At 41.6% G+C, this 11,543-nt stretch carries 12 protein-coding genes; 10 read left to right on the top strand and 2 right to left on the bottom strand.

Annotated features, from left to right (window positions below; genetic code table 11):
- The first annotated feature begins 38 nt into the window (after positions 1-38).
- The 4 genes from AC6B99_RS30110 (at position 39) to AC6B99_RS30095 (ending at position 5,465) form a co-directional block, all read left to right on the top strand.
- A complete protein-coding gene (locus AC6B99_RS30110; RefSeq protein ID WP_496664911.1) occupies positions 39-1,652 on the top strand; it encodes an extracellular solute-binding protein in 1,614 nt (537 codons plus the stop codon).
- A 210-nt stretch (positions 1,653-1,862) separates the two neighbouring features.
- Positions 1,863-2,834, top strand: coding sequence for an ABC transporter permease (locus AC6B99_RS30105; protein WP_496664910.1), 972 nt, complete (start codon positions 1,863-1,865; stop codon positions 2,832-2,834).
- 29 nt (positions 2,835-2,863) lie between these two features.
- Complete coding sequence (locus AC6B99_RS30100; protein WP_430153717.1) at positions 2,864-3,745, top strand: carbohydrate ABC transporter permease; 882 nt, start codon at positions 2,864-2,866, stop codon at positions 3,743-3,745.
- A 67-nt stretch (positions 3,746-3,812) separates the two neighbouring features.
- A complete protein-coding gene (locus AC6B99_RS30095) occupies positions 3,813-5,465 on the top strand; it encodes an extracellular solute-binding protein (RefSeq protein ID WP_056041090.1) in 1,653 nt (550 codons plus the stop codon).
- Between the two features lie 107 nt (positions 5,466-5,572).
- On the opposite strand, the gene AC6B99_RS30090 is transcribed toward AC6B99_RS30095, so the two are convergent.
- Positions 5,573-7,027: a glycosyl hydrolase family 28 protein gene (locus AC6B99_RS30090; RefSeq protein WP_496664909.1), complete on the bottom strand. Its 1,455-nt coding sequence runs from the start codon at positions 7,025-7,027 to the stop codon at positions 5,573-5,575.
- Between the two features lie 930 nt (positions 7,028-7,957).
- Here AC6B99_RS30090 and AC6B99_RS30085 point away from each other — a divergent pair.
- The 6 genes from AC6B99_RS30085 (at position 7,958) to AC6B99_RS30060 (ending at position 11,391) form a co-directional block, all read left to right on the top strand.
- A complete protein-coding gene (locus AC6B99_RS30085; protein WP_056041097.1) occupies positions 7,958-8,422 on the top strand; it encodes a hypothetical protein in 465 nt (154 codons plus the stop codon).
- A 17-nt stretch (positions 8,423-8,439) separates the two neighbouring features.
- Positions 8,440-9,120, top strand: a complete 681-nt coding sequence (locus AC6B99_RS30080) for a class I SAM-dependent methyltransferase (protein ID WP_056041098.1) — start codon at positions 8,440-8,442, stop codon at positions 9,118-9,120.
- A 117-nt stretch (positions 9,121-9,237) separates the two neighbouring features.
- Complete coding sequence (locus tag AC6B99_RS30075; RefSeq protein ID WP_056041100.1) at positions 9,238-9,732, top strand: DUF2716 domain-containing protein; 495 nt, start codon at positions 9,238-9,240, stop codon at positions 9,730-9,732.
- A 338-nt stretch (positions 9,733-10,070) separates the two neighbouring features.
- Entirely contained in the window at positions 10,071-10,427 is a 357-nt protein-coding gene (locus AC6B99_RS30070) for a hypothetical protein (RefSeq protein ID WP_056041102.1), read from the top strand.
- A gap of 100 nt (positions 10,428-10,527) precedes the next feature.
- Positions 10,528-10,959: a hypothetical protein gene (locus tag AC6B99_RS30065; RefSeq protein WP_056041103.1), complete on the top strand. Its 432-nt coding sequence runs from the start codon at positions 10,528-10,530 to the stop codon at positions 10,957-10,959.
- A 198-nt stretch (positions 10,960-11,157) separates the two neighbouring features.
- Positions 11,158-11,391 (top strand): pentapeptide repeat-containing protein, encoded by a 234-nt coding sequence (locus AC6B99_RS30060; RefSeq protein WP_056041105.1) that lies wholly within the window; start codon positions 11,158-11,160, stop codon positions 11,389-11,391.
- A gap of 60 nt (positions 11,392-11,451) precedes the next feature.
- On the opposite strand, the gene AC6B99_RS30055 is transcribed toward AC6B99_RS30060, so the two are convergent.
- Positions 11,452-11,543, bottom strand: a 92-nt coding sequence (locus tag AC6B99_RS30055) for an IS3 family transposase (RefSeq protein ID WP_496664932.1), incomplete at its 5' end; no start/stop codon positions are given.

The raw sequence follows: 11,543 nt of genomic DNA, 5'->3' as shown, positions 1-11,543 counted from the left end.
TTCAGCCATTGATTTCGCATGGAATGGGGGGATTAGTCGTGAAGGCAAGTCACTTATCAAATTATAGATTAGCTCTTATACTCGTGTTGGCCTGTCTTCTTCTTGCAGCGGGCTGCCAAGGAGGCTCTGCCAAAAGCCTAAAGAATGCAACAGCAAAGCAAGGAGAGAAAGCGGGTGATCCCGTCACCTTAAAGGTGATGTTCTTTGGGAGCGAGCCAGCCGATATGGACAAAATTTTGGCGGAATTCGAGCGTTTAACGAAAGATACCCTTCACATCAAGCTGGACATTTCATGGGATATGGCCGATACCTATAATCAGAAAATGAAATTGAAAATGGCGGCAGGCGAGCAGATTGATATGCTGTTCGATGCTTCGTGGATGAATTTGGAGCAAAACATTGGACAAGGCTACTACCAGCCCTTGGATGATTACTTTCAGAATGAGAAGTACCCGGGCTTGAAGCAGGCGTTCCCGCAAGCGGTTTTGGATGCTAATCGGATCAATGGCCGCCTGTATACGATTCCTTTGACGAGCAATTATGCGGATTTTGGCACGATTTTCATTCGGAAGGATTTGAGGGAGAAATACGGGCTGCCCCAGATTGAAAACATGGAACAGTTCAAAGTGTTTTTGGAAAAGGTTGAGCAAAACAATCCGGAAATCATTCCGTTCGGAGTTGGCAATCGCGGATTTTTTGATATGTTTTATAATTTTAACGATAAGCAAACCCGGTTTCGAGCAGTGCCTCATGTGATTTATGGGACGGGCGTTGAATTTAATTTAGTTTTGTCTGACGACGGCAAGCATGTTTTAGGCGCAACAACAATAGGGGATCCAGACGCGGACTACGCCAAGCTGCCTGCGCCGTTTAATCAATCCGATTATTTCTACAGCCACAATGATAAGAGAGTAGAATTCAGCCGTTTCATTCCGAGGGATGTGCTGAGCAATGTAGAGGATCTGGTCGTTACGGGGAAAGCGGCTGCGGGAGAAGGGGCCATAAGCGGCATTTCAAAAATCAAGCAGCGGCTGAATGCAGCCGTGCCGGAAGCGGATCTAGAGGTTTTTGTTTATAATGATGCGGCTCGCACGATGCAGCCGAAGGCGATAGGAACCTCCTATAAAGCGTGGAATAATATCGTCATCCCGATCTTTTCCAGGCATAAGGAGGAGTCGATGAAATTTATAAATTGGCTGTACGAGAGTGAGGCCAATCATGATCTATTCGAGCTAGGTATTGAAGGGCTGCACTGGAACCAGAAGGGCGACCATATGTATGAGATGACGCCGTATGCGAAGGATTATTTGTTTCCCGCCTACGAATTGACGCTTAACCCGTTATTATCCCGGCTGAATGCTGATCATGACGAGCAGACGCTGCAATATTTGCAATATCAGGCGAGCGAGGATTCTTATTATCGGGTAGCCTTAAGCGGCTTTACCTTTAATCCCGAGCCGGTGAAAATTGAAATCGCGAAAGTGCAGCCGCGCTACGATGCTTTTAATCTCATTACGCAGGCCGGGCTTGAGCCGAACTGGCGAGAAGAGGCAAGCAAGCTGAATGCCGAGCTTCGCAGGCTGGGACTGGAGAAGATCCGGGCAGAGTTTATAAAACAGGTACAGGCATATATCGATAGCGGTGGCCACTAGATAAGGGCTAGCCCACAAAGTCATTTCATGACGGCGGGGGCGGCCCTTTTTTGTGCGTTTTAGGTAGAAAAAGTGAGATTAGATAGTTCATAAATGGTAATAAACATGGTTTTCCCTAGATTGAATTCTAGCCTCGAACAGCCCGAAACGAAATAATAAAGGAGCCAGTTGGAGCTTATATAGTCAACAATCAGATAAAGGAGGTTCAGCATGGAAAATTCCATAGCGCATCAAGACCAAGCATTAAAGCGGATCACACTGAACAAGAAGCCCTCTTTTTTTAAGGAGATTCGAAAAAATCATTTGCTGTATTTGTTAACACTGCCCGGCATTCTGCTGCTGTTTGTCTTTTCCTATTTGCCGATGTTCGGGATTGTCATTGCCTTTCAAAATTACAATCCGGTAAAGGGGATTTTGAAAAGCGAATTCGTTGGCTTTAAAAACTTTCAGTTTTTTCTGGAATCCAGCGATGTGTATCGTGTTGTCTTTAATACGCTGTTTCTAAATTTCCTATTTATCGGCTTCGGCACCCTTGCTTCATTAATCATCGCCATCATCTTCTCGGAGCTGAAAGGAAAATATTTTAAACGGATCGCACAAACGATTGTAACCCTGCCGAACTTTTTGTCCTGGACGGTGGTCGCGACCTTTGCTACCTCGTTCCTCTTGTACAAAGAGGGGCTGATCAATCAAATTCTAAGGGATTTTGGTTTAGAAGGTTTCGCCTTCTATAACACGGCTGCGTATTGGCCGCTTATTCTCGTCATCATCAAGCTGTGGCATGCCGCAGGATTTGGCTCAATCGTGTATTTGGCTACGATATCGGGCATTAATCCGGAAATTTATGAAGCGGCTTCCATGGACGGCGCCACGCGCTGGGGCAAAATCCGCCATATTACGCTGCCGATGGTGAAGCCAACGGTCATGCTGCTGCTGCTGCTTGCCATGGGGAACATTTTCTACGGGGATTTCGGCATGATTTATGCGATTGTAGGAAAAAATGCGCTGCTCTATCCGACAACCGACGTCATCGACACCTATGTATATCGGGCGCTGGTGGATTTGGGCAATGTGAGCATGGCTGCCTCCGTCGGCCTCATTCAATCCATCGTCGGCTTCGTGCTGGTCGTAACGGTAAACCAATTGGCACGGAAATTTTCGCCTGATTCGGCGCTCTTCTAATAAAACTATCAGTAAAGGTGTGGCGTAGCATGATAAAAGAAAGCGCTGGAGACCGGCTGCTCCTATCGCTCATGTATGTCGGAATAACGGTATTTGCTCTCGTATGCCTGATTCCGTTTATGACCGTCATTAGCGGTTCATTATCCACGGAGGGCTCCATCATTAGAAACGGATTTACGCTGCTTCCGAAGGAATTTTCCCTTGAAGCCTACAAGCTATTGCTGAAGGACAGCACAATTTATAAATCCTATGGCGTCACGATTTTTGTGACGGTCGTCGGAACCGTATTGGCGATGATTGTGACCTGTGCCCTTGCTTACCCGCTGTCTGTCAAATCGCTCAGATATCGCAATTCGATTAACTTTTATGTCTTTTTTACGATGCTGTTTCATGGTGGTTTGGTAGCTACATACCTGCTCATTTCCAAATATTTAGGGCTTAAGGATACGATCTGGGTGCTGATTATTCCCGCCCTTATTAATCCATGGAATATGTTCCTCATGCGTAATTTCTTCAATTCCATTGATGAATCGATTGGCGAATCGGCCAAAATTGACGGGGCCAATGATGTTTATATTATGTTCCGCATTATGATTCCGATCTCCTTGCCCGCTATTGCGACGATCAGCCTGTTCTACGCGCTCGCCTTTTGGAACAAATGGTTTGAGGCGATGCTTTACATTTCGAATGAAGATTTGTTTCCGCTGCAATATTTGATTAAACGAATTTTGGATAATGCGGCATTTGCCAACAATCTTGCATCAGGCGTAACGGCTCCGGGCTATATTGTCCCTACTTTGACCTCAAGGCTCGCAACGACAGTCGTGACGATCGGCCCGATCATATTCCTCTATCCGTTCTTGCAAAAATATTTTGTAAAAGGGCTGCTCGTTGGCTCAGTCAAAGGCTAATCTCATCGCAGGATGATTTTAGATAGATGCAGATAGATTCAGCAGCACAAAAAAGGGAGGAAAAACAATGAAAGCAAAAATGTTTATGGCGGCAACGCTGGTTATGGTGCTATTTTTAATGGCGGCATGCAGTGGAAACAACGGCAGCACCGGAACTAACGGCAATGCGAGCGGGAAGCCTTCCCCAAGCAGCAGCGAGACGGCAGGTACGAGTAACCCAGATGCGGCAGCACCGGATCCGGTGACCTTGAAGTTCATGCTATTCGGCGATAAGCCTGCGGATTTGGATAAGGTTCTCGCTAAGTTTGAAGAAGTGAGCAAGGATTCGCTTAATACGAAGCTTGAATTTGAATACAACACGCCTCAGGATCATCGGCAAAAAATGCAATTGAAGATGTCGACAGGCGAAGCCGTTGACGTCATGTTTGATGCGGGGTGGATGAATTTGTACAATCATGTCAGCCTCGGCTATTATGCAGAGCTTGATAAATATTTTAACAATGATGAATATCCAGGGCTGAAAGCGGCATTCCCTGCGGAGTTCGTTGAAGCGAACAAAATTAATGGCCATCTTTATACGATTCCGCTTACTTACTACTATACAGATCTTAACGTCATCAGTATCCGCAAAGATATTCGCGAGGAATTGGGACTCGGCCCGATTACAACGTTGGAGGAATTAGAAGTTTATCTTCAGCAGGTTCAAGAAAAGAAGCCGGACTATACGCCACTCGCCTTAGGAGGCCGAGGCTTTCATAAGCTGTTCACGCCATCCGAAAATGGGCGGACCGATATTCGCCTAGCCGCGATTGGAAGCGATTCCTTTACCGGAGGCATTCCATTCAGTGTCGCGCTGTCGGAGGATGGCAAGAAGGTTATCGGCGCCGCAACATTGGGTGATCCGGATTCGGAATTTGCGAGCTTCCCTGCACCGTTCAATACGCATGCTTCGATTTACGGCCACTTCCAGAAGCGGGTGGACTGGAGCAAGTACATTAACAAGGATGCTCTAGCTCCAGCAACGGGTGTTGTCTCAGATAAGGGCGGCGCTGGAGAAGGCACGATTGGCGGCATTTCAAGAGATCGTCAAAAGCTGCAAGAAGCATACGGTACAGGGCTGGATATCGAGCCATTCGTGTATGAGAGCGACGATGTCCGCAATATGAAGCCAGGCGCTATTCGTACGGATTTCCGCGCGAACAACAGCGTCGTTATTCCGGCAAGCTCCAAAAATATTGATCGCACAATGAAGTTTTTTGATTGGCTGTTCAGCAGCAAGGCCAATCATGATTTATTCGAGCTTGGCATTGAGGGCGAGCATTGGGTAGCCGATGGCGACAATGGCTACAAAACAACGGCAAATACGACGAAATATCAATTCCAGCCGTATGAGCTAACCTGGAATCCGAGCTTATCGAGGCTGAATTCAGATCAGGACCCGGCTACGATGAACTATTTGCAGTATGCGCTTGATAACAAAAACTACTTCCAAATTGCGCTTTCGGGCTTTATCTTCGATTCCAAGCCGGTGGCGACAGAGCTTGCCAAAATCAAGCCGAAATTTGATGAGGTCGAGCAAATTCTCAAGGTAGGATACGAGAAAAACTGGCTGGAAATGGCGCAAAGCTTAAACAAACAAATGCGCGATTCCGGACTAGAAACGGTACGTGCGGAAGTGCTCAAGCAAGTGCAGGCTTATTTGGATGCAGGCGGTAAATAAGTAAAGGGAACAATGTTGCGTATAGCGGCAACATGTTCGATGTAACGGGAAATGCAGCACAAATAACAGCCCCTTCCGTCATTTGGTGACGAAGGGGCTGTTTCCTATTAATCGGACAAAAACGTAATGTTCTTGGCAAATGCATTGATGCGAAAATGGCCCTTAGAAGCATCACTAATCCATTGGTTATTGATGCGGAGGTTAACAAAAGTAATATTTTCGACAGGTCTTTGTTCATCAAAACCGTAAATCCGATTGGGATTGCTATTCTCTCCACTATAGGCGACATTGCGGAACGTAATATTTTCGATACGGTTGCCAGGTACAGGATTATAATCAGCATTGTGCACGACCCGAATGTCAATCAGCTGTCCTTGCTCGAATGGCTCGACGCGGATATTATCGTACAGCACTTGGCGAACAATATTTTTATCTCCTGCATTAATGGCCAGCGCTCCCCAATAATTTTCTTGAGGCTCGTGATGCTCAAGGATGTCCAAATTCATAAAGGTAATATCCTCAATCGTATCTCCGTCATGATGGTGATCGCCATGGGTCCCAATCATTAGCGGGTGAGCGACGTCCGCCCACAGCACTGAATTGCGGACACGCACGCGGCGCGTATTTCCTTTATAATCCCAGCGAGTGCCATAAATAGCGATGCAATCATCGGATGTCCGCAGAAAAACATCATCAATGTCAATATCGGAGCTAGCCATCATATCGATGCCATCTGACCAGCCTCTTGTGCTGAACGATTTGAAGTTGCTAATGCTTATATGAGAGGACTTTCCAATATAAATGCTGTAATGGGGCGGATCGAGCAAAATAAGCCCCTCAACCTGAATCTTTTGCGAGAATACAATACGTACGCCACGGAAAGCCGAATAGCGATGGAAATCGGACAGGTACAAGATGCCTCTTCCTCTAATGGTTACATCCTCAACATGCTCGCAGACGAGCGAGCCGACAACGATGGCACCCCCGGCAATATAAACTGTTTTGCCTGAAGGAATGCGGAGTATTGTTTCTTCTAAATAATGCATACCGGGAGCGAAATAAATGACATCGGGCGCGTGCCCCGTCTCAGCTGTCGGGGTCTCGGCTAATTTTAAAATATCCTCTGTTCGGTGAATGGCGGGCTTCCCGGCTCTCTCCAGCACGAGCACGCCTGGATCTCCGGGCCTAGGTGCCTCCAGCTCAGGCTTACCGGCAAATAGATGCAAATTGCGGAAGCGCTCGTCATTAACCTCAATTGATAACTTTTCAGGTCGATCCAATGTGAAGCGAATGGAATGGCTGCTATATTCAGTCTGAATGCCTGTCGATAGGGGGCGTACGATGACGCTGCTTATAGGCGTGAAGCAGCAGTCGATTTCTACCTCAACCGTGCCCTCCATATCAAAATAAGCCATGGAAGCTTTGCGAACGTTATGCATATCCACCTTGACTTCGTACACGAACAGCTCTTGCCAGTCGCCTCCAATTTCCCGTACGCGAACGCGATAGTTATCTGAACCAATGGCACCTTCCGGTGCTGGATAAATGATCGTCTGACTCATATGTACCTCCCAAATACGAAATAGTCATTGCCTGTATTCAGGTTAATATAATGGGGCGGCCGCTAACAATTGCATAAGTTAATGATAGCAATGAATTTTAATCATTTTGGGTTTTATTATTTATAGGATGAGTTGAACAGTGGATGGGGATGTTTATATATAAGAGTATGTAAGAGCGCTTGTATGAACAAGCACTCCACAAGCTTAGCAATGATTTTTCTTTGTCCAATGCTTCTTACCGATAATAAGAACTTTTTGACCAGGTTTAACAAAAATTACTTTAACCTTTTTCTTTTTGTCATATCCGTATCCCATTCAAATCATCTCCTTTCCAGCTAGTAATCTATTATATACATGGATTAATGGATTCGATTGGGCTATTTGACAAATTGGATAAAATTGGGTGTTTAGTTAGGCTTACGAATCAACATGAATAGTGGAGTTCATAATGTTGAATAGGGTGATTTATGGATGGACTGAGTAGCAAGCTTCAGCATGTAAATAATATTGGTGAAGGAGGGGGGAAGTGCGAACATATATGGAATTAAGAAAACCATTAATTGACTATATGAAAAAATGAAAGGAATTAAGAATCTTTATATCTACCGTTTTTTGATTTGAATGATGATACATATGAGGTGTTTATTTTAGAAGAATTAATGAGACAGCTAAATATAAGTTTCGATATAACGGAATTATATAACCAATATTTATTATGACTTCACTGATCAGCATAACATGGTGAAACTAGGAGTCCGTTGTGAAATTAAACATGAAAAGAAAATAAGGAATATATTATATAACATGTACTCAAGGGCAGAGATAAAAAGTAAAATAAAAGAGAGTAATGATGATTTACTGAAGTTGGGAATCAGCAGCATATGTAACCAATGCACACCATAATGTTCAGTTATTATAGAGGGGTATTATATGAAAAAATTCCGTGGTTTACGTCGGCATTATCGAAAGATAGAAAAACTGATTTTTACCCATCAATTTCATTTTGATGATGAAACGTGGTATAACCACTGGCATATGCACCTTGACTGGAAAGGAATAACGGATGAAAGTATCAGGCATAGAAGGAGACATTTTAAATATTACTTAAATATGTTAGACCAAATTGAAGAACAATCAGACGGGAATGAAATCGACTTTCAAGCTTGGATATATATTGATCCTGAATTTGGTTCGAGTGATGCAGTATTTATGCATACAAAAAATCCGTATAGTAAGTTTCCAGTACAACTATTAGAAATCGAATGGGATATTGAAGTACCTGAACTTTTAAAGAAATTGATCATGAGTAATGATTATGTAATAGGAAGAACGAAGCATGAAGCTTCTTATAGTTATTATATTTATAAAATAGGGATTGGAATTTCATTGAAGTAACGCAGGGAGGTTGAGCGATGGGCACCGAGTGGTACGACATGATCGCTAGAAGAAATGGCGGTTATAAAAACAATGCGATATTTACCATTGAAGGAATTTCAGCGGAACAGATCTTTGAAGAGAGACTGAGGGGCATGTTGCCAAATTTTAATTCAGTTTTAGATGCTGGGTGCGGACATGGGGATTTCACACTAAAGATGTCGAGACATGCTAAATCAATCATTGGATTTGACAACTCTGTTGAAATGGTAAAGATTGCTGAGACAATTTCAGAAGAAAGTAAAGTGAATAATGTAAGGTTTGTATATGCTACGACCAAAACTGACTTACCTTTTAAGGATGAACAATTTGATTTAATTTATGACAGAAGAGGGCCAACTTCTATATTAAATCATAGTAGAATCCTTCTTTCTGGAGGTGCGATATTCGGAATTCACTCGGGAGCATTAGACACAGTTAAAAACAGATTAAACAGTAATGGATTCATAAACATTGAAATCGAAGAGTTTAATAGCGCGATTATCTTTTTCCCTAATGAGATTGAATTTGCTAAGTTTATTTCAGGAATACCCGGCAATCCAGATTATACAAAGCCTGAATTACAGAAGGAACTAGAATTGAAGATTCAACAGAATATAATTAACGGAAAACTTGGATTGCGAGATTATAAATACATATGGAAAGCAAACAAACCTTAATGTTGTAAGTTACTTGAAGAAGATGGCGACATTTTCTAAAACCATAGACTATTAGGTTCATAAAAATAATCATGTTAAATGCAAGAGGTCGAAAGTTTATCAAAGTGGGTGATTTCATTGGGAAATTGGATAGAACTCGATTCGGAACTTTATCGAGTTGTTTGGGATAAGTTCTCTAAGGATTTCAATTTTAAGCCTGGTGGCCTTAAAGAAAATTCACCAACATTTATTACACCACGCCCGTTTGTTATTTATGATATTTCGCATCTTTATGGTAATGGTTTTGAATTTCGCTATAAGGATTTAGAAAAGTGTATTGTCAATGCCATGTTAGAATGCACGGATGAGTATGAATATATATATGTACTTGATTGGCAACATGATTCTTATCTATTTAACCCTCATTTAGAGAGTACAAAAAATGAATGGGGTGAATGGCCTATACCACTTTATCCAAATGGTGACTATTATTTTTTCCTAAACAAGACTATGACATGGGGGTATTTAGGCCACCCATGGGAGAATTCCATTTGTATCTTTGGCAATGAATTTTTAAAGGCCGTAGAAAGAATTAAACCTAAATTATTTAATAAAGTTATCAGACAAGGTTGAAAACAGGAGAGTTATAATAGATTTTCAAGGAAGCGGGTTCAACCTGATAATCTGCAAGACTAATCTCGCTTCTGAAATCGGTATGCTGGATAGCTATGTAGATTCGAACAATCCCCTAAGTTTTTCGATGTGGCGAATCTCAGAAAATTATATGCAATCGTGGTGAACAATTTAGGAGGTAATTTCATGGGGTAATTTTTACTGCTTTAATTCAATTTCCTCAAAATATAGATTGTAAGACCCTTTACCAAGATATTAAAAATAAAGATAGCTTTGTTTACTTAAATCTTTTAAATGACTTTGAAACAAAGGAAAGAGAAACTAGTGGAGAAATTAATGTGTTCATGGAGAAATATATTGAAATAGACTATGGATTAATAGATCTTACATTTAATAAAGATATGGTTTGTTGTGTTAGGGCAAATCGATACTGGGATCATTTTTTAACCCATTTAGAGACGAGAGATACTTTGAGAAAGATATGTATCGAGTTTGCAAAATATTTTAGAGAAGAAAAAATTGTGTATTTGCCAGATCATTTCGGTCTGGATTATGTATTTAGTGATATGGATTTAAACAATATTTTAGAGTCACTTGAATCTCGTCTTGGAAAAGATGCTCCAAGCATTGAATCCATATATAAAGAATTTGATGAGCATGTAGAAAGTGATGGATATTATATAGAAAGGTTATGATTTTGAATGCTATTTAGTTCCTTAAATCTATTGGAGTCGTAACTACACGAACGCTATCAGAAACTATCAAATAAATAATTTACTCATGAGGGTAACTACAATGAAGCTATTTAGATTACATGAATTAGAAAATTTAAATTACATTGAACTATTTCCTAGACGATACACTGGTGGTGGTTATCTGAAGCCGGAGTCAGTATACTTAACCGATGATGCTTTCAGTTTTATAGTCGCAGCAGTAAAGAGGGGCTTCGAAGGATATGAACCGTTCAACTGTTTTGTTTTAGAAAGAAGTCAATGGAAATTAATTATGAATGAAGTTAAGAAGCAAAATGAATTCTTAATCAAATATCAAGATGAAAAGTTAGAAGAGTACATTTCAATATTCTATAAAGAAAGAACTCTAAGAGCATGCAAAATAGAAGAGTTTCAAATGATTAGGCATGAGATAATTTCATTGCTTAAAGATTTTCTTGATTGGATCGAATCTCAGCTTGAAATCAATGAATTTATTACTTTAATAGGGATTTAATCAGTGCTAGCTTATGAAGAGGTTAACAGCATAAGCTAACAAAGTATTCACGCTGTGGACATTCGCTCTTGGTCTGGTAGCGTCTTTTGGCATGGAAGTTGAATCAACCAGGGTTTAAACTAGTACGTTTGGTGAAAAAGGGCTGACACTGATTAAAAAGTATCAAGAAATATACCCCAAAAGGCGTTGATTGTTTAAATGGAACTGACTATCGATCAATTTAAAGAATTACTTGAAGCTGGTCAAAAGACTTTTTCAGGGATAGAGGTAGAAGAAGGGAGCCTTCAAAACTATAATCTGAGTGGATGCTCATTTATAGAGTGCATATTTGCCCTTGATTTTTCAAATGCAAGTTTAAAAAACAGCAAATTTATAAATTCGAATCTGAAGACCTGTAATTTTACGGAAGCGGATCTGACAGAATCGGAATGAACAGGAAATATGTTATGTTCGGCTGTGTTTAATAAGGCAAAGTGGATTGTCAACAGAAAATTAGACAGCTTTTTTAAGGGCTGTAAGGCGATATTGAACAGGTGTCAGGTATCCCAGCGTTCCGTGAATTCGATGCTTGTTAAACCAGTTAA

This window comes from Paenibacillus liaoningensis (assembly GCF_059609455.1).
This window is presented reverse-complemented; position numbering and strand designations above follow the sequence as displayed.

Excerpts from the sequence above, each read along its gene's own strand:
- AC6B99_RS30095 (WP_056041090.1), top strand. The coding sequence starts at position 3,813 with ATGAAAGCAAAAATGTTTATGGCGGCAACGCTGGTTATGGTGCTATTT.
- AC6B99_RS30105 (WP_496664910.1), top strand. The coding sequence starts at position 1,863 with ATGGAAAATTCCATAGCGCATCAAGACCAAGCATTAAAGCGGATCACA.
- AC6B99_RS30065 (WP_056041103.1), top strand. The coding sequence starts at position 10,528 with ATGAAGCTATTTAGATTACATGAATTAGAAAATTTAAATTACATTGAA.
- AC6B99_RS30080 (WP_056041098.1), top strand. The coding sequence starts at position 8,440 with ATGGGCACCGAGTGGTACGACATGATCGCTAGAAGAAATGGCGGTTAT.
- AC6B99_RS30100 (WP_430153717.1), top strand. The coding sequence starts at position 2,864 with ATGATAAAAGAAAGCGCTGGAGACCGGCTGCTCCTATCGCTCATGTAT.
- AC6B99_RS30060 (WP_056041105.1), top strand. The coding sequence starts at position 11,158 with ATGGAACTGACTATCGATCAATTTAAAGAATTACTTGAAGCTGGTCAA.
- AC6B99_RS30090 (WP_496664909.1), bottom strand. The coding sequence starts at position 7,027 with ATGAGTCAGACGATCATTTATCCAGCACCGGAAGGTGCCATTGGTTCA.
- AC6B99_RS30085 (WP_056041097.1), top strand. The coding sequence starts at position 7,958 with ATGAAAAAATTCCGTGGTTTACGTCGGCATTATCGAAAGATAGAAAAA.